The organism is Patiriisocius marinistellae (assembly GCF_009014635.1).
In the GTDB taxonomy this organism is placed as follows: Bacteria; Bacteroidota; Bacteroidia; order Flavobacteriales; family Flavobacteriaceae; genus Patiriisocius; species Patiriisocius marinistellae.
In genome coordinates, this window is record NZ_BKCF01000001.1 from 882140 (window position 1) to 905597 (window position 23458).

19 protein-coding genes are annotated in these 23458 nt (G+C 34.4%); 18 read left to right on the forward strand and 1 reads right to left on the reverse strand.

Features of this window, described 5'->3' with window-relative positions; all coding sequences use genetic code 11:
* Positions 1–23 precede the first annotated feature (23 nt).
* From sov to remB, 6 genes are all read left to right on the forward strand, one after another.
* Complete coding sequence (sov, locus tag GB234_RS03890; RefSeq protein WP_235906045.1) at positions 24–7262, forward strand: T9SS outer membrane translocon Sov/SprA; 7239 nt, start codon at positions 24–26, stop codon at positions 7260–7262.
* A 25-nt stretch (positions 7263–7287) separates the two neighbouring features.
* On the forward strand, positions 7288–7668 hold the full coding sequence (gcvH, locus tag GB234_RS03895) for a glycine cleavage system protein GcvH (RefSeq protein WP_151893203.1): 381 nt from the start codon (positions 7288–7290) through the stop codon (positions 7666–7668).
* Positions 7646–8029, forward strand: coding sequence for a VanZ family protein (locus GB234_RS03900; RefSeq protein WP_151893204.1), 384 nt, complete (start codon positions 7646–7648; stop codon positions 8027–8029). The genes gcvH and GB234_RS03900 overlap by 23 nt, the downstream gene beginning before the upstream one ends.
* 69 nt (positions 8030–8098) lie before the next feature.
* Positions 8099–8824, forward strand: coding sequence for an energy transducer TonB (locus GB234_RS03905; RefSeq protein ID WP_151893205.1), 726 nt, complete (start codon positions 8099–8101; stop codon positions 8822–8824).
* A gap of 104 nt (positions 8825–8928) precedes the next feature.
* Positions 8929–9729 (forward strand): energy transducer TonB, encoded by an 801-nt coding sequence (locus GB234_RS03910; RefSeq protein ID WP_151893206.1) that lies wholly within the window; start codon positions 8929–8931, stop codon positions 9727–9729.
* Positions 9730–9842: 113 nt separating this feature from the next.
* Positions 9843–11969: a gliding motility outer membrane protein RemB gene (gene remB, locus GB234_RS03915; protein ID WP_151893207.1), complete on the forward strand. Its 2127-nt coding sequence runs from the start codon at positions 9843–9845 to the stop codon at positions 11967–11969.
* A 4-nt stretch (positions 11970–11973) separates the two neighbouring features.
* Here remB and GB234_RS03920 read toward each other — a convergent pair whose 3' ends face one another.
* Positions 11974–12876, reverse strand: a complete 903-nt coding sequence (locus GB234_RS03920) for an MBL fold metallo-hydrolase (protein WP_151893208.1) — start codon at positions 12874–12876, stop codon at positions 11974–11976.
* Between the two features lie 164 nt (positions 12877–13040).
* On the opposite strand from GB234_RS03920, the gene cyoE reads away from it, so the two are divergent.
* The 12 genes from cyoE to GB234_RS03980 all read left to right on the forward strand — a co-directional run bounded on the left by cyoE (position 13041) and on the right by GB234_RS03980 (position 23434).
* Positions 13041–13934 (forward strand): heme o synthase, encoded by an 894-nt coding sequence (gene cyoE / locus GB234_RS03925; protein ID WP_151893209.1) that lies wholly within the window; start codon positions 13041–13043, stop codon positions 13932–13934.
* 24 nt (positions 13935–13958) lie between these two features.
* On the forward strand, positions 13959–14537 hold the full coding sequence (locus GB234_RS03930) for a cytochrome c oxidase subunit 3 (protein WP_151893210.1): 579 nt from the start codon (positions 13959–13961) through the stop codon (positions 14535–14537).
* 138 nt (positions 14538–14675) lie between these two features.
* A complete protein-coding gene (locus tag GB234_RS03935; protein WP_151893211.1) occupies positions 14676–15656 on the forward strand; it encodes a cytochrome c oxidase subunit 3 in 981 nt (326 codons plus the stop codon).
* Between the two features lie 41 nt (positions 15657–15697).
* Positions 15698–16141, forward strand: coding sequence for a cytochrome C oxidase subunit IV family protein (locus tag GB234_RS03940; protein WP_151893212.1), 444 nt, complete (start codon positions 15698–15700; stop codon positions 16139–16141).
* 154 nt (positions 16142–16295) lie between these two features.
* The gene (locus GB234_RS03945) at positions 16296–16967 is read left to right on the forward strand and encodes a hypothetical protein (RefSeq protein WP_151893213.1); all 672 of its coding nucleotides are present in this window, start codon (positions 16296–16298) and stop codon (positions 16965–16967) included.
* A gap of 5 nt (positions 16968–16972) precedes the next feature.
* Positions 16973–17782 carry an SCO family protein gene (locus GB234_RS03950; protein WP_308645053.1) on the forward strand — a complete coding sequence of 270 codons (810 nt, stop codon included), beginning with the start codon at positions 16973–16975 and terminating at the stop codon, positions 17780–17782.
* Position 17783: 1 nt separating this feature from the next.
* Complete coding sequence (locus GB234_RS03955; RefSeq protein ID WP_151893215.1) at positions 17784–18311, forward strand: DUF420 domain-containing protein; 528 nt, start codon at positions 17784–17786, stop codon at positions 18309–18311.
* Between the two features lie 26 nt (positions 18312–18337).
* On the forward strand, positions 18338–18571 hold the full coding sequence (locus GB234_RS03960; protein ID WP_172966835.1) for a CAMCR motif-containing small membrane protein: 234 nt from the start codon (positions 18338–18340) through the stop codon (positions 18569–18571).
* Positions 18572–18848: 277 nt separating this feature from the next.
* Positions 18849–19586, forward strand: coding sequence for an ABC transporter ATP-binding protein (locus GB234_RS03965; protein WP_151893217.1), 738 nt, complete (start codon positions 18849–18851; stop codon positions 19584–19586).
* Entirely contained in the window at positions 19579–20823 is a 1245-nt protein-coding gene (locus GB234_RS03970) for an ABC transporter permease (RefSeq protein ID WP_151893218.1), read from the forward strand. Before GB234_RS03965 ends, GB234_RS03970 begins: the two co-directional genes overlap by 8 nt.
* Entirely contained in the window at positions 20816–22090 is a 1275-nt protein-coding gene (locus GB234_RS03975) for an ABC transporter permease (protein WP_151893219.1), read from the forward strand. Before GB234_RS03970 ends, GB234_RS03975 begins: the two co-directional genes overlap by 8 nt.
* A gap of 180 nt (positions 22091–22270) precedes the next feature.
* Positions 22271–23434: an efflux RND transporter periplasmic adaptor subunit gene (locus GB234_RS03980; RefSeq protein ID WP_151893220.1), complete on the forward strand. Its 1164-nt coding sequence runs from the start codon at positions 22271–22273 to the stop codon at positions 23432–23434.
* The last annotated feature ends 24 nt before the right edge of the window (positions 23435–23458 follow it).

Sequence of the window (23458 nt, forward strand, 5' to 3'; positions counted from 1 at the left end):
GCTTTTTCAAGCATTTATTAATTTTGAGTATCATTTTTGGGGGATGTACTGTTGCATTTGCACAGGACTCTACAGCAACAGGCTCATCTATGGGGCGCATTGAGTTGCCGCAGTCTTCTAGTATTGAGGATTTATATACCTATGACCCAGTTACAGATCGCTATATATATAGCCAGATGTTAGGAGATTTTAATATAGGTGTTCCAGCAATTCTTACTCCAGAAGAATACCGCGATCTTGTTTTGAGAGAGCAAATGCGAGATTATTTTAAGCAGAAAATTGATGCTGCAGATGGTAGAAAAGAAGGCTCAGAGGAAGCACAGAAAAATTTGCTTCCTAAATTTTATGTGAATTCTAGCTTTTTTGAATCTGTTTTCGGCGGAAATACAATAGAAGTGATACCTCAAGGTACTGCTGAAATAGATTTAGGGCTTTTATATACAAAACAAGACAATCCTGCATTTTCACCAAGAAACCGAAGTAATTTTTCTTTTGATTTTGATCAAAGAATTAGCTTGAGTCTACTAGGTAAAGTGGGTGAGCGTTTACAGGTAAATGCTAACTACGACACAGAATCTACTTTTGATTTCCAAAACCAAATTAAACTAGAATATACTCCAACCGAAGACGATATCATTCGTAAAATTGAAGTGGGTAATGTAAGTATGCCTTTGAACAGTACATTGATTCAAGGAGCGCAGAGTTTATTTGGTGTAAAGACAGAGTTGCAGTTTGGAAAAACAACTATTACAGGAGTGTTCTCTGAGCAAAAAAGTGAAACCCGAAGCGTTACCGCAGAAGGTGGGGCAACGGTAACAGATTTTGAAATATATGCATTAGACTACGATGAAAACCGTAACTTCTTCTTGGCACATTATTTTAGAGATAATTATGATAGGGTACTTAGTCAATATCCTTTTGTGAACTCAAATGTACAAGTAACCCGCGTTGAAGCTTGGATTACCAATCGTGGAAATCAAACGCAAGACGTACGTAATATTGTTGCAATACAAGACATAGGAGAATCAGACCCTACAAACATAGGGTTAAATGTGACTCCAGGTGGTTTTATTAATACCTCAAGAGCTGCATTTCCAGATAACAGTAATAACGATTTTAACCCTTTTGGAATTGATACGCCAGGTGTTCAATCTATCTTAAATGAACAAATTAGAGACGTTGCAACTGTGCAGCAAGGATTTGGTGGAGTTCCAGTTCAGGATGGATCAGATTATGTTGCTTTAGAAAATGCAAGACGTTTACAGCCTAATGAGTATACGTTAAACTCTCAATTAGGATATATATCCTTGAACCAACGATTGAATAATGATGAAGTTTTAGGTATTGCCTTTCAATTTACTGTAAATGGTAGGGTTTTCCAAGTAGGAGAGTTTTCAACAGATGGTGTTGACGCTACTGGAGGAATAGTTAACCCAGGTGAGTCTGGCAATCCTGGAGAAATTCCTATTGAAGGAATACCACAAAACTTAGTTGTAAAACTATTAAAAAGTAATATTACGAGTGTACAAGAGCCTATCTGGGATTTGATGATGAAAAACATCTATAGTTTAGGAGCTTTTCAATTAGAGCAAGAGGATTTTAGGCTTGATATTCAATATAGAGATCCCTCTCCTTTAAATTATATTAATCCTGCAGAAGGTACAGTAACGATGCCGCCAGTTCCATTACCAGATGATGTTGATAGCACCATTTTATTAAAGGTATTCAATCTTGATAGGTTGAATTTTAATAATGATCCTCAAGCAGGTGGAGATGGATTTTTTGACTTTATCCCAGGATTAACGGTTGATACACAAAATGGTAGGATTATATTTACCTCTGTCGAGCCTTTTGGTAGCTATTTATTTGATAAGTTAGACAATACTCCTAATAGCGGCGCAGAGAACTATAATGTTCCAGAATCGTATAATGCAAACCAAAATAAATATGTATTCCGAAATTTATATCGAACCACAAAAACGCAAGCAGAGCAAAATTCAAGCGATAAAAACAAATTTCAATTAAAAGGGCGTTATAAGTCTTCTGGTGGTGATGGAATCCCTATAGGTGCTTTCAATATTCCACAAGGATCTGTTGTTGTAACAGCTGGAGGTAGAACATTATCTGAAGGAGTTGATTATACGGTTAATTATCAAGCAGGTCGTGTTCAAATTTTAGATCCAGCTTTATTAGCTTCAAATACACCAATTAATATTTCAGTAGAGAATAATACACTTTTTGGTCAACAAACAAAGCGATTTACTGGATTGAACGTTGAGCATAAGTTTAATGAAAACTTTGTGATTGGTGGTACTTATTTAAGTCTAAAAGAGAGACCGTTAACGCAGAAATCAAACTTTGGGGTAGAGCCAATTGCTAATAGTGTCTTTGGTTTCAATGCTGCTTATTCTACGGAGGTTCCTTTTTTCACAAGGCTTGTAAATAAGTTACCTAATATTGATACAGATGTAGAGTCAAGATTGTCTGTACGTGGAGAATTTGCCTATTTAATGCCTGGAGCGCCAGATGTTTCAGATTTTAACGGGAAGACTACGGTATATGTAGATGATTTTGAATCTTCAACTACTGAGTTTGATATTAGCTCACCCCTTACATGGTATTTGTCTGCTAGTCCAGATGGTTTTGGTGGTGAAAATGGTAACAGTATGTTACAATATAACTACCGTCGTGCAAAATTAAACTGGTACACAATTGACCCCGTTTTTTATAGTAGTCAACGCCCAGATGGAATTACAGATGAGGATTTATCAAATCCATTTACAAGACGTATATTTAGAGACGAAATTTTCCCTGCTCAAGATATAATTCAAGGGCAAACACAAGCATTATTTTCTTTAGATCTTTCTTACTATCCATCAGAACGTGGTGAATATAACTACAATCCAGCCGCTAATGGAACAAATGAATTGCCTAACCCGGCGGCGAACTTTGGTGGTATTTCTAGACAACTTTCAACTACAGATTTTGAACGTAGTAATGTGGAGTTCATTCAGTTTTGGGTAATGGACCCATTTATTTATCCAGAAAATGACGGGAATGATGGTGGTATGCTAAGTTTTAATTTGGGTAACATTTCCGAAGATATTCTTAAAGACGGTCGTAAACAATATGAGAATGGATTGCCAGATGATGGTACGCCAACAAATACAACACCTACTGTTTGGGGTAAAGTGCCTACGAGTCAATCATTAGTTTATACTTTTGATTCTGAAGGTCAAGAACGTATTAACCAAGATATTGGGTACGATGGTTTAAGTAACGCCCAAGAGGCAGCAATGTTTCCTGCTTTTGGTGGTTTGCCAGATCCATCAAATGATAATTATCAATACTTTTTACAAGCTACAGGTGATATTCGTAACCGTTATAGAATGTATAATGGTACAGAAGGTAACTCGCCGGTAGAAGTTACAAACACAAATAGAGGTTCAACTACGCAACCAGATGTGGAGGATATTAACCGTGATAATTCAATGAATACGGTGGATAGCTATTTTGAGTATAATATTCCTATTCGTCGTGATATGCTTGATCCAGCTAGTAATGATTTTATTACAGATGTAAGAGAAAGTTCATTGACTTTGCCTAATAATAATCCACTTGATGTGCGTTGGGTACAATTTAAAGTTCCTGTTAGTGAATTTGATAGAGCTGTAAATGGAATTTCAGATTTTAGATCTGTGCGTTTTATGCGTATGTATATGAGTGGTTTTGAGCAGCCAACAACATTACGTTTTGGTACTTTAGAGTTGGTTCGTGGGGATTATAGAAGGTATTTACAAACCTTAGATGACTCTATGGAAGACCCAGAGCTTGATGACACAACGTTTGAAGTTGAGGCCGTAAATATTATTGATAATGAAAATAGAACTCCTATTCCTTATAGATTGCCACCTGGGGTTTTTAGAGAAGAGTTGAATAACAATAATAATATTATTCGTCAAGATGAGCAGTCACTAGCGTTACGTGTTTGTGGATTAGAGCCTAATGACGGTCGTGGGGTTTATAAAAACTTTAATGTAGACATGCGCCAGTATAAAAACTTGGAGATGTTTATTCATGCAGAATCGTTAGTTAATCAACAAACATTGAGTGATGGTGAGATGGTTGCTTTTATTCGCCTCGGAAATGATTTAACCGAAAGCTTTTACGAAGTTCAAATACCATTAAATACAACACCATTTAATACAACAAGTGCTGAAGAAATTTGGCCAATAGAAAACAGATTGAATTTACCATTAGACTTGCTTCAACAAGTAAAATCTAGAGTTGTGGGTGATAATACGCTAAATCCCAATGAGTTAATTTTCTTTGACCAAGCAGACCTAGAAGGAAACTCAGCAGATGGTCCTGAGAATGACTTGAGGATTGGTATTAAAGGTAATCCTAGTTTTGGTGATGTGCGTATAGCCATGGTTGGGGTTAGAAATGCAGATGGCAATACAAATGAAATATGTGGAGAAGTATGGTTTAATGAACTGCGCCTTTCTGAATTAAAGAATCAAGGTGGATGGGCTGCTGTTGCAAGTGTGGATACAAACTTTGCAGATTTTGCGACAATTAGTGCAACTGGAAGACAGAGCACTATTGGTTTTGGTACAATAGATCAAGGGCCTAATCAACGAAGCAGAGAAGATGTTCAAGAGTATGATTTGGTTACAAATTTAAACGTAGGTCAACTATTACCTAAAAAATGGGGTGTACAATTACCCTTTAATTATGGTAGGTCAGAAATACTAATAACACCACAGTTTGATCCAGAATTTCAAGATGTAGAATTAGAAACTCGCCTTGATAATACCGAAGACGCAACAGAGCGAGAAGCTATTAAGGAGCAGTCTGTAGATTATACAAAGAGACAAAGTGTTAATTTTATAGGTGTTAGAAAAGATAGAGTTGGTGATACTAAACCTCAAATTTACGATATAGAGAACCTTACGCTATCTGCTTCCTATAACCAAGTAGATCATCACGATTTTGAAATAGAAGATGCTTTAGATCAAAATGTACGTTTAGGCGGAACATATGCTTATAATTTTACACCTAAAACTTATGAGCCTTTCAAAAAGAATGACTCAATATTTAAAAATAAGTATTGGCAGTTCATGAAAGATTTAAATATTAATTATTTGCCTACAAGTATTGCTGTAAATTCAAATATTGTACGTCAATATAGTGAACAAAAGTTTAGAGAATTAGATTTAGAAGATGGGAACATAGGCTTGCCTACTTTGTATCAACGTAATTATTTATTTGATTGGGATTATGCCATTAATTATAACCTAACAAAATCGTTGAGATTTAATTTTACCTCTTCTAATAGCCGTACAGTAAATAATTATCTAACTCCTACACAACAAGAAAATGGTTCGACAGGTTTTATAGCAGATAACACATTAAGCGTATGGGATGGATTTTTTGATGTAGGAGATCCTAATCAACATTTTCAATCATTACAATTAAATTATGATTTGCCATTTTCTAAGTTCCCATTTTTAAAATGGATGCGCGCTACGTATTCTTACACTGGAGATTTTCAATGGCAAGACGGTAGTGAAGGTTTCAATGATATTCAGATTGATTTGGCAGATGGAACAACAGGTCGTTTTGATTTAGGTAACAAAATCCAAAACGCAAGTACGCATCGTATCAATTCAACATTAGATATGAATGCTTTTTATAGGTATGTAGGCTTAACTAAGAAAAAGGCTAAAAATACTAGTAGAAATTCTCGAGGCGCTTTAAACCCTAAGGGGGGTTCAAATGCAAAGAGCGGAAAAGCGGGTGAAGATGAAAAGGGTAATTCACTTGAAGGCGGCTCTGCTGCTGGTGCTAAAAGAGGTGGCGCTAATGAAAATAGCGGTGCTGCTGGTGGTCTTAGTGTAGGTGATAAAGCAGCAAATACAGCCATTGGTCTTTTGACATCTATCAAAAAAATACAAATAAACTATCAAGAAACAAACGGTATTTTCTTACCAGGATACACGCCATCAATAGGTTTTATAGGTACTTTAAAGCCAACCACAGGATTTACATTTGGTAGTCAAGGAGAAATAAGAGACTTAGCTGCCCGTAATGGTTGGTTGACGTTGTATCCAGAATTTAATGAACAGTATACAGAAAATGAGAGCAGACAACTGGATGTTCAAACAAATATTGAATTAATTCCAGACTTAAAAATAGATTTAAACGCAAGTCGTATTTATGCTGAGAATTATTCAGAAAACTTTATCGTAGATGATGGATTGTATAATTCATTAACACCAGTAACTTCTGGGAACTTTAATATTTCAACATTACTTATAGGTACTGCTTTTCAAAAAACAACAGATGATCAATCTCAAGCTTTTGAAGATTTCAAAAGCAATAGATTAGTTATAGCAAATCGTTTAGCAGCAGAAAGAGGAATTGACTTAAATGATCCTAATAATATTGATGAAAATGGATACCCAATAGGTTACGGTAGAACAAGTCAAGACGTTTTATTGCCAGCATTTTTAGCTGCTTATAAAGGGAGCGATGCAGGAAATGAAAAGACGGGTATATTTAGAGATGTACCATTGCCTAATTGGGATATAAAGTATACTGGATTTATGCGTTTAGCATGGTTTAAGAAAAGATTCAAAAGATTTTCATTACAACATGGATATCGCGCTGGATATACAGTTAATCAATTTCAAACAAACTTAGATTACAATCGTGATAACCCTGATGAAGTTGACCAAGCAGGTAACTTTAAGAGTGAACAATTTTTAACAAACGTAAATTTAACCGAACAGTTTTCACCATTGGCAAAGATTGACTTTGAGATGAAAAATTCGGTAAAAATTAGTGCAGAGTACCGTAAAGATAGAGCGCTAGGATTGAGTTTTGCTAACAATTTATTGACAGAAATTAAAGGAGATGAGATTGTTTTAGGACTTGGTTACAGAATAAAAGATTTAAGAATTGGAACAAACTTTGGTGGGAAGAAACAAGTGTTAAAGAGTGATCTTAATTTTAAATTAGACCTGTCACGCCGTGATAATAGAACGGTAATTCGTTATTTAGATATTGAAAATAACCAAACAACTGCAGGACAAACAATTTATGGTGCGCAGTTATTAATAGATTATGCTTTAAGTAAAAACTTGACGGCGGCCTTTTATTACGATCATACATTCTCAACATATGCAATTTCAACTGCATTTCCGCAGACAACAATTAGGAGTGGATTTACTTTGAGATATAACTTCGGAAACTAAACAACAACAAAATATATAGTAGCTTATGAATATTCCAGCAGATTTAAAATATACTAAAGACCACGAGTGGGTAAAAATTGAAGGTGATATAGCAACAGTGGGAGTGACTGATTTTGCTCAAGGAGAATTGGGTGATATCGTTTATGTAGAAGTAGAGACTGTAGACGAAACAATGGATAAAGACGAAGTTTTTGGTACAGTTGAAGCTGTAAAAACAGTTTCAGATTTGTTTTTACCGCTTTCAGGTGAAATTATTGAATTTAATGATAGCCTAGAATCTGAGCCAGAAAAAGTGAACTCAGATGCTTATGGTGAAGGTTGGATGATAAAAATAAAGCTGAGCAATCTGGAAGAGGTTGATGGATTGCTTGATAGCAAAGCTTATGCAGAACTTATTGGCGCTTAAAAACATACTTCTAGCTGCCGTATTTTACACGGTGCTAATAACAATTGCATTACTTTTTCCTACAAACGGGTTGCCGTCACAAGGTATTCCTCATGTAGATAAAGTAGTGCATTTTTTTATTAACGCAATACTTGTTTTTATCTGGTTGTTTTATGCTTTTCTTCGGAAACGTGACCACCTAAAAAGATTAACAATTGTTTTAACAATAATTAGTTGCTTTACTTATGGCATATTAATTGAGGTTTGTCAAGAAATCTTTACAACTACAAGACAAGCAGACCTTATGGATATAATTGCCAATAGCACTGGGCTATTAGCTGGCTACCTTGCTTTTAGCTTTGTGAAGAGAAAAATTTTTTAACTTAACAAGATTATTGTTTTAGAATACAGCAGAAATTCTATATTTTAGCAGTAATATAAAGACACAATTATGGAACCTAAAAAAAATCCTAAAGCCGACCTTAAGCAATGGAGTGGAGTTTACTTCCTTGCAGGACTGGCTTTAATGTTATTTTTATCGTGGCAAGCTGTAGAGTGGAAGTCGTATGACAGAGACCTTTCTAGAGATATGCTTAACGTAGGTGATGACCTAGATGAGGACATCCCGCTTACTCAAATCAATCAGCCACCACCACCACCACCACCACCACCACCACCACCAGCACCAGAAGTGCTTGAGGTAGTTGAGGATGAAAAGGAAATTGAAGAAACTATAATTGAGTCAACCGAAACAAATCAAGAAGCCGAAATTGTTGAAATTGAGGAAATTGAAGAGGCAGTTGAAGAGGTTATTGAAGACGTACCTTTTGCTGTTATTGAAAATGTGCCAATTTACCCAGGATGTGAAAGCGCAGGAAATAATGACGCTAAGAAAAAATGTATGTCTGAAAAAATTACAAAATTTGTTCAGAAAAAATTTGATACAGAACTTGCAAGTGATTTAGGTCTTGAAGGTGTACAGCAAATATATGTGCAATTTAAGATTTCAAAGACAGGTGCAATTACAGATGTAAGAGCAAGAGCTCCACATCCTAGATTGCAGAGAGAAGCTGTAGAAACTATCAACGCATTGCCTAAGATGGTGCCAGGTAAACAACGTGGTCAGGCAGTTGGGGTGCTTTATGCACTACCTATTAAGTTTAAGATAGAAAACTAATTTATCTCTTATAATATAAAATCCCGCTACGTAAGTAGCGGGATTTTTTTGTGGCATAAACCTTGATATTTTTTAATTATTATAAACCCTTAAATACATACATTATGAAATCATCATCTAACAATGTAGAAAGCAATCAACCAAAAATGCTTAGTAAAAGGGAAGAAAAAAAACAAATTAACCGCAAACTTCCAAGCGGTATTTTTTTTCAAATTGGCTTAATTGTAAGTCTACTTGCCGTTATTTTTTTAATGGAAACTACCATTGGGTATAATGGCAATTTACCTGGACCAAGACCAGATAATTTAGAACTTGATCCACCCACTATGACTTATGTTGTAGAAAAAGCAGAAGTTACCAAGCCTATTGCTAAAGTTGAAAAACATAAACCTGTTATTACTAGGCCAGTAATAACAACTACATTAGTAGTAAAACCAGATGAAAATATTATTGAAACTAAACCTATGGCTACTATAGCTCCTACCCCAACAAACACTCAACCGAAAATTGTAACTGATCCCAAAGTTAAACCTATAGATACTTCAATAACAAAAAATGTAAATAGCGTAGAGTTTGCACCTATATTTCCTGGTTGTGAATCTTTAAATAGTAATGATGAGCGAAAAGAATGTATGTCATCAAAAATTAGTGCTTTCATAAGTAGAAGATTTAACTCGGATGATTTTAAAAATTTAAAAAAGGATGAAACTCATAAAATTTGGGTGCAATTTAAAATTGATACTCAGGGTAATGTGATAGATGTTGTGGCAAGAGCGCCACAAAAAGATATGCAAGAAGAAGGCGTTAGGGTATTAAGTAAATTACCACAAATGACACCTGGTAAAATGGGAAAAACTAATGTGAATGTTTCATATATGGTTCCTATTAATTTTAAAGTTCAGTAATATTTATTGTTTTTTTTAAAAGACCGTAATCGTTCTAAAATGATTACGGTCTTATTTTTTGCATTGTAGTAACACGTTAAAAACTGTATCTTTCCGGTCCTAAACACTACTTAATGAAGCCAGCTCTTTCTTTACTTTTTAGTCTTATTGCTCTCGTTAATTTTGGACAAACTCCAGCTAATCTCTATGAAAAATATCCTGTATTTCCAGCATGTGTTGATCAGCATGTGGCTGCTTTAGAAACTTGTTTTTTTAATGAGGTGCAAAATCATATTTTTAATGAATTTAACGTTCCGGCAGTAGTTTCAAAAGAAAATTATAATGGAGCTGTAAATATATTTTTTGAAGTTGACAAAGAAGGAATTTTTAAAGTACTCTATGTTGATGCTATTTATCAAGAGCTTATTGATGAAACAAATAGGGTTTTTAGCACATTTCAAAAAATTGCTCCTGCAACATTTAATGGTGAGGCAACGTATGTTCAATTCACAATGCCTTTATCGATACCACTAAAAAAGCCTACAGAGCGTGTTTTTGTTTCTTCGGAAATGAGCCAGAATCAAATAAGTCAGAATATTGAAAATCCAATTAAGCCTAAAGAGGTCGAAACCGTTTTAACCGAATATGATGACATTAAAAAGTTCCCATATAATGATCCATTATACGAGAGTAATATTAATATTCCGTTATCGCATCATGAATATGGTCGATTTGATGCAGCTATGAATAGAGTGGGGACAAACAATCACACTGCGCAAAAACCATATATATATAATGAGGTTAATAAATATTATAATTTTAAAGAAAAAAAAGAAGCCTTGTTGTTTGACAATACTTCTTGGTTTGGACGTAAATTATGGAATGAAAATATGGTTCGTTTACAAGGAGAAGATTATTGGTTAACCTTGGATCCTGGTGTTGATTTACAAGCAGGTAAAGATATTGACGACGACATAAATACATATAATAATACTAGGCTAGTATATGCACAAGGTGGGCTAGGTAAGCATATTAGTTTTTTTGCCGTAGTTTATGAAAGTCAAGGAAGATTCGCAGGTTATTATAATCGTTATGCAGAATCTATAAGGCCAGATGGTGGGAATCCAGCTATAATTCCTGGACGAGGCATTGCTAAGGCGTTTAGGTCAGATTCTTATGACTACCCTATAGCTACTGGTCATGTTTCTTATTCGCCAAGCAAATGGTTTAATGTGCAATTAGGTCATGGAAAAAACTTTATAGGTGATGGATACCGTTCATTGTTATTAAGTGATAATGCGAGTCCCTATCCATTTATAAAACTGAACACTACATTTTGGAAAATTAAATACACTAATACTTGGATGTCATTGCGAGATGTGCGCCCAGAAGTGACAGATAGTGGTTCGTTTAGAACTAAATATATGGCAAATCATTATTTGAGCTATAATGTTACAAAGCGATGGAATATAGGGCTTTTTGAAACCGTTATTTGGGAAAATGACAATGACAGAGGATTTGATTTTAATTATATAAACCCAGTAATTTTTTACCGTGCTATCGAATTTTCAACCGGCTCACGAGGTGGAAATGCTGTCATAGGATTGAGTACAAAATATAAATTTACAGACAAAATCAACGCTTACGGACAACTCATTATCGATGAATTTTCTTCCTCTGACATATTCGGCGGAAACGGTAGCTATAAGAACAAGACGGGCTATCAATTAGGTTTAAAGTATTTTGATGCCTTTGGAGTAAAAGATTTAATGTTACAAGCCGAGTATAACAGAGTGCGTCCATTTACTTATTCGCACAATAGTATTACATTAAATTACGGTCACAATAATCAATCTATGGCGCACACTCTGGGAGCGAATTTTTCAGAATTTATAGCTATTGCCCGATACAATCGTGGTAGAATTTTTGGAGACATTAAGTTAATTACCGCTAAGAGAGGATTGGAATTTGATAAAGATACCAATCCTGCTTTTTTTGGTGGGGATATTTACGGCACAGAAGATGTGCGAAGAGGAGATTTAAATAATGAATTAGGACAAGGAAACACAACGCAGTTTTTCCATGCAGAATTGCAAGCAGGTTACCTTATCAATCCTTCCACAAATCTTAAAATTTATGGAAGTATGATTTTAAGAGATTTTGATACCGAGGTACAAGAAACAAATTTCTTCGATGAGAATACCACTTGGGTGAACTTTGGCGTGAGGACAGATTTGTTTAACTGGTATAATGATTTTTGATGATTCATTTTTTTGTTCTTGTTTTCTCAACATCCTCATAAATAGTTTTTATTATTTTTTCGGTTGTTATAAACCCGTCTCCGTAATTTAGATCATCATATTTTTTAGTGAGGTCTTTCATGGCTAATATTTCGGCCTCCGTTTTTCCGCTTCCGTGATGAAACATAATTTGTTTCCATAAATAAGTTAACATGTTAATTGTTTTTACAACATCTGTCTTTGTTGCTAACTCTCCGTGGCCTGGAATGATTTTAGTGTTTTCATCAGCAATTTTTGTGATGGATTCAAGTCCTTCGATATAGCCTAAAACACTACCACCACTTTTTAAATCTATGTATGGGTATTTGCCATTAAAAAGTACGTCTCCTGTATGAATCACGTTACTTTGTGAGAAGAACACAACTGCATCACCATCTGTATGCGCGTTGTGAACGTGAAAAATCATTACAGTTTCATTGTTATGGTGAATGTTAATGTCTTTGGAGAAAGTGATGACAGGGAGCGCCTCTTCTCTCATTTTTGTCTTTGAAGTTTTCATGACTTCAGAAATTCGTCCTCGCACATTATCTTGCGCGATAATTAAAGCTCCTTCGTTTGCTAAATTTTCATTTCCACCAGTATGGTCACCATGATGATGGGTGTTGATTAAAAATTGAATAGGCTTTTTGCTCACGCTTTTTACTTTTTCTAAAATTGCAGGAGTGAGGTCGGCAAATTTATCGTCAATCATTAGTACGCTTTTTTTTCCAGCAACAAAAGCTACGTTCCCACCTTTGCCTTTTAACATATATATATCATCCTTTACTTTTTTTAGGATAATACCACTCTGTTGAGCGCTATCTTCTTGAGAAATGGAATGTGTTGTAGTACAAATAAATAGAAGGCAAATAATAATTAGTGTCCGCATTATAATAATTTTTGAATTAATTTTTTTAAAAGATCAATTTTGGTTTTGAAATTACAAAATATGCATCAATTAAATACTAGATAGTTGGTTTTTAGTTGTGAAAAATTAAGCTTGTGCCGTATCTTTGCACCCGGAAACAAACCCCTTGCAAAATAGCTTTTAAATTGGCAATTTCACAAACACATAAAGAATCTACTTCTGTTGTAAAAAACTTTACAGAGATTACTAAGATAAGGTTGTCTGTAAGTGTTGTTTTTTCTTCGGTGGCGGGGTATTTACTAGGAGCAGAAAGTGTAGATTTTATGACATTGTTGCTCCTTTGTATTGGAGGTTATTGCATGGTTGGGGCGTCAAATGTATTTAATCAAATCATGGAACGTGACCTTGATGCATTAATGCTAAGAACACAAGACAGACCTATTCCTGCTGGTAGAATGTCTGTAAATACTGCATTGGCTATTGGGATTATTCTAACAATTATAGGGCTTATAGTTCTGTATTCTATCAATCCTCAAACAGCTATGTTTGGTGCGATTTCTATATTTATGTATGTTACTTTGTATACTCCGTTAAAAACAAAAACGCCTTTATCTGTTTTTATTGGCGCTTTTCCTGGAGCAATTCCTTTTATGTTGGGTTGGGTAGCTGCTACTAATGATTTTGGTATTGAACCAGGAACGCTTTTTATGATTCAGTTTTTCTGGCAATTTCCCCACTTTTGGGCAATAGGATGGTTTTTATTTGAAGATTACAAAAAGGGTGGTTTTTTTATGTTGCCTAATGGTAGAAGGGATAAAGGGACAGCAATACAGGTTATCTTATATACAATCTGGACTGTACTTGCTTCATTAATTCCTGCCTTTGGTGTTACTGGAAAATTATACATAACTCCTGTTTCCGCAGTCTTAGTTGGAGGGATTGGAATATGGATGGTGTATTATGCTGTAAGATTGTATAGAGAAAAAACAGATAAAGCAGCAAAACAATTGATGTTAGTAAGTGTAAGTTATATCACGTTATTACAAATAATTTATGTGGCAGATAAGTTTATACGATAGTTACGTTTCAGAATAAAGGAAAAAATGAATTATACGCAGGGTAATGAAATAGAGAAAACGAGACGCGCTAAAAAGAACATGATGCTTTTTGGCCTTATTAGTCTTTCAATGAGTTTTGCAGGTTTGACAAGTGCTTATATTATAAGTAAAGAACGTCCAGACTGGTTGAGCGGTTTTGAGCTTCCACAAGCTTTTTTTATAAGTTTAGCTATTATTATATTAAGTAGCTTAACTTTTATGCTTGCTAAAACTGCTATTAAAAATGAAGATAATAGTAAGGGAATGTTGTTTTTGATTGCAACATTTGTTCTAGGAATTGTATTTGTTTATTTGCAATTTTTAGGCTTTTCGCAAATTATAGAAAATGGTTACTATTTTACTGGAAGTGAGAGTAGTATCACTACATCGTTTATTTATCTTGTAGTTTTATTGCATTTAGCGCATATTACCGTAGGCTTAATATGTATTCTTGTTGTAATTTATAATCATTATAAACTAAAGTATGTCAAAGGAAATACATTAGGCGTTGAATTAGCGGCTACCTTTTGGCATTTTGTTGATATACTGTGGATTTACTTGTTTTTATTCTTGTATTTCACATAATTTAAAATAATTAATTAAAGGGTCTAGTTAGCAGTGCCGAAGCCTATTTTAACACGATTTTTACAAATTGGTTTTTGAGGTTTCGTGAGAAAAAAAAATGCTGTATTTTTGAACCCTATTTAAAACCAACTATTTTATATGGAAGCTACTGTGGTACAAACAGATGATAAAGGAGCAGTTTGGGGGGGTGGAAACCAACCCCTAAGAGCTAGTTATGGTAAAATGATGATGTGGTTTTTCATTGTTTCAGATGCCTTGACATTCTCAGGATTCTTAGCCGCCTATGGCTTTTCAAGATTTAAGTTTGTAGATGCTTGGCCTATTGCTGATGAAGTGTTTACTCACGTTCCGTTTTTGCATGGAGTTCCAGCGCCTATGATTTATGTGGCGTTTATGACGTTTGTTCTTATTTTCTCTTCTGTAACAATGGTACTTGCCGTTGATGCTGGACATAAAATGAAGCAGAGCAAAGTAGCTATGTATATGTTTCTTACCATTATAGGTGGTCTGATATTCGTAGGCTCACAGGCATGGGAATGGGCTACGTTTATTAAAGGTGATTATGGTGCCGTTGAAACAAAAGGTGGAAAGATTTTACAATTTTTAGACAATGAAGGTAATCGTGTAGCGCTTAGTAGTTTTGCGAAAGACTTGCCTAGCACTGCAACAGCTCATGAAGCTAGTAAAGGAGTATGGTTTATGGGAGGTGAAACAGAAACCACTTATAATTTTGAAGAAGTAAAAGCTGGATTTTTAGCAAATGATAATTTGTTGATTAGAACTCAATATCTTGATGACAATGGTCATCCAACGGTTTTATCTAGAGCTGAATCTATTGCAAAAATTGAAAAAGACGGTAAGTTGGTTGTTGAAGGTGCAAACTTGAGGCATAACGAATATGGACACCCCTTATTTGCAGATTTCTTTTTCTTTATTACAGGATTTCACGGTTTCCACGTATTCTCTGGAGTTATGATTAATATCATCATTTTCTTTAATGTTGTTATAGGAACATATGAGAGAAGAAAGAGTTACGAAATGGTTGAAAAAGTTGGATTATATTGGCATTTTGTCGATTTAGTTTGGGTATTCGTATTCACTTTTTTCTACCTCGTATAACAACAATAATTATAATTAAGACATTATATATAGTATAACACATGGCACATCACGAACATAATTTAGCAATCTTTAGAGGAAAGTTGAAGTTCAAAAATAATGAACAGAAAATCTGGGGAGTATTTGTTTTCCTTTCTATTGTTACAATCATTGAAGTCGTCTTAGGTATTTATAAGCCAGAGATTTTAATGACTCCATTTATGTCTCCTTTTGAAGGAGGTTTCTTTGCAACGTTAGCAAACATTTTTTTATCACCATTTATTTACATGAAGCCTTTGAATCTTATTTTCATTGTGCTTACACTAGTTAAAGCATATTACATTACATGGGATTTCATGCACATGCGTGATGAAACAAAAGGTTTGCGCCGCTCCGTAGTTTGGACAGCAATCTTTTTAATCTGCTACCTTGTATTAATTCTTTTAATTGAAGGAGATTATATCTTTGAAATTTATAAAGATAACTTTATCAAGTTTGATTTTTAATTCTGAAATGTAACAACAACATAAATCCTGCTGCAAAGCGGGATTTATTTATTTTATACAATTTCTATTTTTAAATTATAAGTTGGTTTTTTAACCCTACTATCTTGTTCAAAACTGTTATAGAGCGTATTTTTGTATTCTGAAATTTCAGCTCATGGAAACCACGTCAAAATTCAAGAAATATCTAGTTTTAGGAGTCTTGTTTTTATTACCTATAAGTATTTATGTTTTTTTTGGAACTGGAGTAGATAACTTTGGGCGATTACCAGTATTAGTAAAAAACGTTAACGAAGTTTCAGCTTTTAAAGATATTAATGGAGATGCTGTTCAATTAAATGAGCGTATTACGGTACTTGGATTCTTTGGCACAGATGCGCTAGAGTCAAAAGCATACACATACAATCTTGCACATAAAATTTACTCTAAATATCAAGGATTTGAAGACTTTCAGTTTTTAATCTTGCTTCCCGAAAGTGCGCGTAATAAAGCAAAAATTTTAACTGCAAATTTAGAGACAATCACAAATACTAAAAACTGGAAATTTGCTTTTGGTGCCGAAGAAGAAATCGATACGGTTTTTAAATCCTTAAATTCTGGATACAGTTTAGACAGTAATAGTGCAACACCTTATGTTTTTATAATTGACAAAGAAATGAATTTAAGAGGGCGTAATGATGATGAAAAAGCAAAAGATGGGATGGTTTATGGCTATAACTCTGCAGATGTTGCAGATATTAATAACCGCATGACAGAGGATGTAAAGGTAGTATTTGCTGAATATAGATTGGCGCTAAAAAGAAATAATAAATATAAGCGAGAGATATAATGAAGATGAAATATATAGGAATGGCTGCAATAATATTAGTTTTTGGGATTATTTTCATCCCTAAAATTCACAATCGTATTGTAAATGGTTCTGTTGTTGATAATGATAGAATGAGTAATATTCCTCAAAATTATGATGATAACGTTGATGCAGATTCAAATGCAAAGTCAATAACTAAAACTCAAGGGTTAACTAATGAAGAAATTGAAATTCTTGCAGGTGACCAAGCAGCCTTGACTAAAGATGATGTAGCGCCATTGTTAACGTTGCAAACTGTTGAGCGCTTTAATTTTACAAATCAAAATGGAAAAACTATAACTAATGATTATTATAAAGGGAAAGTTTACGTAGTAGAATTTTTCTTTACGACCTGCCCGAGTATTTGTCCTATTATGAGTCAGAATATGTTAAAAGTACAAGATGCTTTTAGTGATATAGATGATTTTGGGATTGCGTCTATTTCCATCGACCCCAGCCATGATACACCGGCAGTTTTAAAAGAATATGCAGATGGTTACGAAGTATCACACCCACACTGGAACTTTCTTACCGGAAACAAAACCGAAATCTTAGACCTTTCAAATAATAATTTTAAATTACACGCTGCCGAAGATGAAGAAGAAGCTGGTGGATTTGCACATTCAGGTTTCTTTGCATTAGTTGATAAAGACGGTATAGTTCGTTCAAGAAAAGATGCTTTTGGCAATCCATTATTCTATTATAACGGTCTTGAAGATAGCGGGATTCAAATGCTCGTAGCTGATATTGAAAAGTTGTTAAGTGAAAATACAATAATTAAAAAGCCGCAAGACTAGTATGTCAAAAATTACAACATCAAAAAAATATACCGTTTGGATTTGGATTTTATCAATCGTAATTCCAATTGCAGTTGCCGTATTATTTACTGTACGAATTCCTGGAGTAGAGCGCATGGGTTTTTTACCGCCTACATATGCTACTATTAATGCAATAACAGCAATATTGCTCATTGCCGCAGTAATCCAAATTAAAAAAGGAAATAGAAAAACACACGAGCTATTGATGAAAACCGCAATAGGCTGTTCTGTATTGTTTTTATTGATGTATGTTGTGTATCACATGACTTCAGACTCAACATCGTATGGAGGAGAAGGAGTGATTAGATATGTGTATTTCTTTTTATTGATTTCACATATTTTATTGTCAATAACAGTTATTCCATTTGTGTTGATTACTTATGTAAGAGCAATTTTAGGAGATTTTGTTAGACATAAAAAGCTTGCTAGAATTACCTATCCGTTATGGTTGTATGTTGCGGTAACAGGAGTTATTGTATACTTTATGATTTCACCATATTACGTATAACATAGTCTTAATTATATTTTTAAATAATGAAAAAGACCATCATTTTATCCATACTATTAGTGCTTTTATTAATTATTCCTTCACAAGCACAATGTGCTATGTGCCGTGCTGTTCTCGAAAGTGAAGAAGGCAATACAATGGCTAAAGGAATTAACAATGGGATTATGTATTTAATGATCTTCCCTTATTTGTTAGTCGGCGGAATAGGCTACATGATTTACCGTAATCGTCAAAAAAATAAAACCTCTGAGGAGTCTTAAAAACCATTTTTTTTCTCTTCGGAAATTTTAAACAACATCAAATTTCCGAAGAGAAAAAAAATGAAGCAATTTTTAGTTCCCATTTTTAATTCTGCTAGATTAAAAAAATAAAACATTCTTCATTTAACATAATTTTAAGATAAAGACTGTAACAAAAAAATCTTTAAAGAGTCTTATTTTAAATAGACTAGCAACCAAGCATCCCCCAAAGTCTTAACGTTTAATTTTCAGCTTATTGTAGTATAAGTTGTTATTTTGTATTTGCAACACACAGCTAATGATTGAAATTAAGGATTTAAACAAGTCGTATCATATGGGGAGTAATTCCTTGCATGTACTTAAAGGTATTGATTTTTCGGTAAAGGAAGGTGAAATGGTTTCAATTATGGGTTCGTCAGGCTCAGGGAAATCTACATTTTTAAATATCTTGGGAATGCTCGATGAGGCAGATAGTGGCTCTTACACTTTAGACGGCAAGCCTATTAAAAATCTTAATGAAAAAGTTGCAGCAAAGTATAGAAATCAATTTCTTGGTTTTATTTTTCAATCCTTTAATCTTATTAATTATAAATCTGCGCTTGATAATGTAGCAATGCCATTGTATTATCAAGGAGTAAAGCGTGCAGAACGCATGGAAAAAGCCTTGCATTACCTTGAAAAAGTAGGTCTAGCACAATGGGCAACACATTTACCTAATGAGCTTTCAGGAGGACAAAAACAACGTGTAGCAATTGCAAGAGCATTAGCCAGTGACCCTAAAGTATTACTTGCAGATGAGCCCACAGGAGCATTAGATACTCAAACTTCTTATGAGGTGATGGAGCTTATTCAAAATATTAACGATGAGGGGAAGACTATCTTATTAGTGACTCATGAGGATGATATAGCTCACATGACTAAGCGAATAGTAAACCTTAAAGATGGTTTAATTATTGACGACTCTAACGTTACGCAAGTAAGAGCTAGTGTAGCTAAAAACAAGCATCTTCAATCTAAACAGACTTCAAATGTTTAATATTGAGCGTTGGCAAGAAATATTTGATACAATAAGCAAAAATAAATTGCGCACCTTTTTAACTGGGCTATCTGTAGCATCAGGGATTTTTATATTAGTGATATTACTCGCAATTGGGCAAGGAATGGAAAACGGTATAGGACAACAATTTGAAGATGATGCAGCAACACGTATTAGCGTTTGGACAGGTGTAACGGCAGAGAGTTATAAAGGTCTTAATCCTGGTAGGCGTATTCAAATGGATAATGAGGACTATACTAGAGCAGAACAAAAAAATATTGATCAATTAGAGTATAAATCTGGGGTGTATAGTGTTTGGGGACAATTAGCTACTTATGGAAAAGAATCTGGTAGCTACAGAGTAGAAGGCGTGAAAGGAGATTACCAGTTTTTAGAAAATGAAACTATTGTTGCTGGGAGATATATCAATGAAAGTGATCTTGCTAATAATGAAAAAGTTGCCATCCTTGGTAATAGAGTTTATTTAGATTTATTCAAAGGACAAAATGCTATTGGTGAATATATTGAAATCTCTAAAATTAAATATAAAGTTGTAGGAGTTTACACAGATCCAGGGGGAGAAAGGGAAGAAACTAGAATTTTTATTCCACTTACTACTGCTCAACGTGTGTATGCAGCTGGTAATAATTTGAGATCTATGGTTTTTACCCTTGAAAAACAAGAAAAATTTGAAGATGCCCTTGCAGCTTCTGAAGCATTTTCAGCATCCTTAGAATCAGATTTAAAGCAACGTCATACTGTTTCTCCTACAGATGAAAGGGCTATCAATATTAATAATACTTTAGAAAACGCTAAGCGGTTTTATGATTTAATAGCCATGATTAGAGGCTTTTTCTGGGGCGTAGGTATTTGTACTATTATAGCAGGAGTTGTTGGAGTAAGTAATATAATGCTCATTATAGTAAAAGAGCGCACTAAGGAAATTGGGATTAGAAAAGCAATTGGTGCACAACCCCTTTCGATTATAGGAATGATTTTACATGAGTCAATTTTTGTGACTGCAATAGCAGGTTTTTTAGGGCTAATTTTTAGCCTCATTCTTCTTGAACTTGTGGGTCCATTGATAGAGAGCGATTATTTATTAAACCCATCGGTTGATTTTGGTGTTGCAATTACAACGGTTATTATATTAATCATTGCAGGTGCATTAGCAGGTTTTATTCCAGCCAGACGTGCAGCAAATATTAAACCCATTGTAGCTTTAAGAGATGAGTAAATTATTTAGTAGAGATAGTTGGGCAGAAATCATTGAGGCGTTGAGCAGCAATTGGTTTAGAACATTATTAACTGCATTTGGTGTTCTCTGGGGTATATTTATTCTTGTAATATTACTAGCCGCAGGAAACGGACTTGAAAATGGAGTAAAGCAAGGTTTTGCTGGCATGGCAACAAACTCCATGTTTATGTGGTCTCAAACAGCCTCAAAGCCTTATAAAGGATTGCCCAAAGGCAGACGCTATAATTTTAAAATTAGTGATGTCGATGCAATAAAGGAGACAGTGCCTAATTTACGTTACGTATCTCCACGCAATCAATTAGGAGGGTTTAGAGGAGCAAATAACGTTGTTCGTGGTTTAAAAACCGGAGCCTATAATGTCTACGGTGATTACCCTGAAATTATCCAACAGCAACCTATGAATATTGTAAGTGGTAGGTTTTTAAACTACTCAGATATTGAAAATAAACGAAAGGTTGCAATCATTGGAGAGTCTGTGCGAACAGGACTTTATGAGCCTGGTGAGGAGGCAATAGGTTCTTACATAAAAATCAACGGAGTAAATTTTTTAGTAATAGGTACCTATACTAAAAAGGCAAATGGAGGTGGAGATGCAGAGGAAGCTCAAAAAGAAATTTTTGTTCCGTTTACTTCATTTTCTCAAGCCTTTAATATGGGAGAAAATGTAGGCTGGATGGCAGTAACTGCTCAAGATGGTTCGTCAATCACAAGTTTAAAAGAACAGGTTTTTGATGTGATTAAATCAAGGCATAGTATAGATCCTACAGACGACCGAGCAGTAGGTCATTTTGATTTATACGAAGAGTTTAGTAAGATTAATGGCCTCTTTATAGCATTAAATGCAGTTGCTTATTTTGTTGGAATATTAGTGCTTTTGTCAGGGATAATTGGTATTAGTAACATCATGCTTATCGTCGTAAAAGAGCGCACAAGAGAGATAGGAGTTCGTCGAGCATTAGGAGCTACCCCATGGGCGATAAGATCACAAATTTTATTAGAATCTATTTTCCTAACCATAATATCAGGGATGGCAGGTATAGTTTTAGCTTCTGGTTTGCTTGCATTAGTGAATAAAATTATGGAAGGAATGGATACTAGCGAAATGATGTTTTTAAATCCATCTGTAAATATAGGAGTAGTATTTATTGCACTAATTATATTAATAGTTTCGGGATTATTGGCTGGGTTAATACCAGCGCAAAATGCAATCAAAATTAAACCCGTAGATGCTTTGAGAACTGAATAAATGATAATTAAGCTTACGCGAAAACGTGACACAAATTATCCCTTTGTCCATGTTTTGTAAATAGATTAAAAACGAAAAATTAATTAAATAGAAATTTCCGAAGCATAGGAAAAGTGCTTTTTCAGAAATAAAATTGTACGTCTAACCAATTAAAATATACCCGAACAATCGGGCGGTACCATGAAAAAAACAGGAACAATCATCATACTCCTAGCTATTGTAGTATTATTTACAGGAGCAATGTATTGGCTTTGGTCAAAAAATTCAGAAGACCCTATTGTCTATACTACCGAGTCTCCAACGACTGAGACAATCGTTAAAAAAACAGTAGCAACAGGAAGTATCACCCCTAAGGAAGAGGTGCTTATTAAACCAAATATTTCTGGAATTATTGAAGAAATATATGTGGAGGCTGGTGACATTATTAAAAGCGGTGACCTTATTGCCAAGGTGAAAGTCGTGCCAAATGTTAATTCACTAAACAGTGCAAAAAATAGTATTAATGGAGCAAAAACAAGTGTTGAGACTGCTCGCTTGGCATTAGAAAGCCAGCGTAACATCTATCAACGTCAAAAAGGCCTATTTGAAAAGGGGGTGATTTCGGCAAATGAGTTTGATCAAGCACAATTAAGTTTTGATCAAGCACAACAACGTTACAATCAAGAAAAAGTAGGTCTTCAAGGAGCACAACAAACTTTTGAGATTGTAAAAACTGGAACTACTCGTGGTATGGGAGCTTCGGCAAATACTGAGATTAGAGCAACTGTTTCAGGAATGGTACTAGACGTTCCAGTAAAAACAGGAAATCAAGTAATTGAATCTAATAATTTTAATGATGGTACAACTATAGCAACTATTGCAGATGTTGATAAGATGATTTTTGAAGGAAAGGTGGATGAAAGTGAGGTTGGTAAAATTTCAGAAAACTTGCCTCTAGAAATTACAGTAGGTGCTATTGAAAATAAAAAGTTTGACGCAGTTTTAGATTATATTGCTCCTAAGGGAGTGAGCGAAAATGGAGCGATTCAATTTGAAATTAAAGGAACATTAGCTAAAAAGGATACCACATTCATTAGAGCTGGATTAAGTGCAAATGCATCAATTATTTTAGAAAAAGCAGAAAGTGTGTTAGCAATCAAAGAAGCTTTAGTTCAATACGACTCAAAAACTAAAAAGCCTTTTGTAGAAATAGCAATAGGTGAACAAGAATTTGAAAGAAGAGATGTAGAACTGGGTGTTAGTGATGGCTTAAATGTAGAGGTAAAAAGCGGAATTTCTAAAGAAGATAAAATTAAAGTGTGGAATCAATTAAAGGCTCCGCCTAGTTTTGGAGGGCAAGGATAGTTTTTTATTTTAAAACTGTAACAT

What these genes read in the sequence shown, in the direction of transcription:
- GB234_RS03910 (WP_151893206.1), top strand. Translation starts at nt 8,929, where the DNA reads ATGAAATCATCATCTAACAATGTAGAAAGCAATCAACCAAAAATGCTT.
- GB234_RS03970 (WP_151893218.1), top strand. Translation starts at nt 19,579, where the DNA reads ATGTTTAATATTGAGCGTTGGCAAGAAATATTTGATACAATAAGCAAA.
- GB234_RS03920 (WP_151893208.1), bottom strand. Translation starts at nt 12,876, where the DNA reads ATGCGGACACTAATTATTATTTGCCTTCTATTTATTTGTACTACAACA.
- GB234_RS03965 (WP_151893217.1), top strand. Translation starts at nt 18,849, where the DNA reads ATGATTGAAATTAAGGATTTAAACAAGTCGTATCATATGGGGAGTAAT.
- GB234_RS03930 (WP_151893210.1), top strand. Translation starts at nt 13,959, where the DNA reads ATGAATTATACGCAGGGTAATGAAATAGAGAAAACGAGACGCGCTAAA.
- GB234_RS03940 (WP_151893212.1), top strand. Translation starts at nt 15,698, where the DNA reads ATGGCACATCACGAACATAATTTAGCAATCTTTAGAGGAAAGTTGAAG.
- GB234_RS03980 (WP_151893220.1), top strand. Translation starts at nt 22,271, where the DNA reads ATGAAAAAAACAGGAACAATCATCATACTCCTAGCTATTGTAGTATTA.
- remB (WP_151893207.1), top strand. Translation starts at nt 9,843, where the DNA reads ATGAAGCCAGCTCTTTCTTTACTTTTTAGTCTTATTGCTCTCGTTAAT.
- GB234_RS03935 (WP_151893211.1), top strand. Translation starts at nt 14,676, where the DNA reads ATGGAAGCTACTGTGGTACAAACAGATGATAAAGGAGCAGTTTGGGGG.
- GB234_RS03905 (WP_151893205.1), top strand. Translation starts at nt 8,099, where the DNA reads ATGGAACCTAAAAAAAATCCTAAAGCCGACCTTAAGCAATGGAGTGGA.
- GB234_RS03955 (WP_151893215.1), top strand. Translation starts at nt 17,784, where the DNA reads ATGTCAAAAATTACAACATCAAAAAAATATACCGTTTGGATTTGGATT.
- GB234_RS03945 (WP_151893213.1), top strand. Translation starts at nt 16,296, where the DNA reads ATGGAAACCACGTCAAAATTCAAGAAATATCTAGTTTTAGGAGTCTTG.
- GB234_RS03950 (WP_308645053.1), top strand. Translation starts at nt 16,973, where the DNA reads ATGAAATATATAGGAATGGCTGCAATAATATTAGTTTTTGGGATTATT.
- gcvH (WP_151893203.1), top strand. Translation starts at nt 7,288, where the DNA reads ATGAATATTCCAGCAGATTTAAAATATACTAAAGACCACGAGTGGGTA.
- GB234_RS03960 (WP_172966835.1), top strand. Translation starts at nt 18,338, where the DNA reads ATGAAAAAGACCATCATTTTATCCATACTATTAGTGCTTTTATTAATT.
- GB234_RS03900 (WP_151893204.1), top strand. Translation starts at nt 7,646, where the DNA reads ATGCAGAACTTATTGGCGCTTAAAAACATACTTCTAGCTGCCGTATTT.
- GB234_RS03975 (WP_151893219.1), top strand. Translation starts at nt 20,816, where the DNA reads ATGAGTAAATTATTTAGTAGAGATAGTTGGGCAGAAATCATTGAGGCG.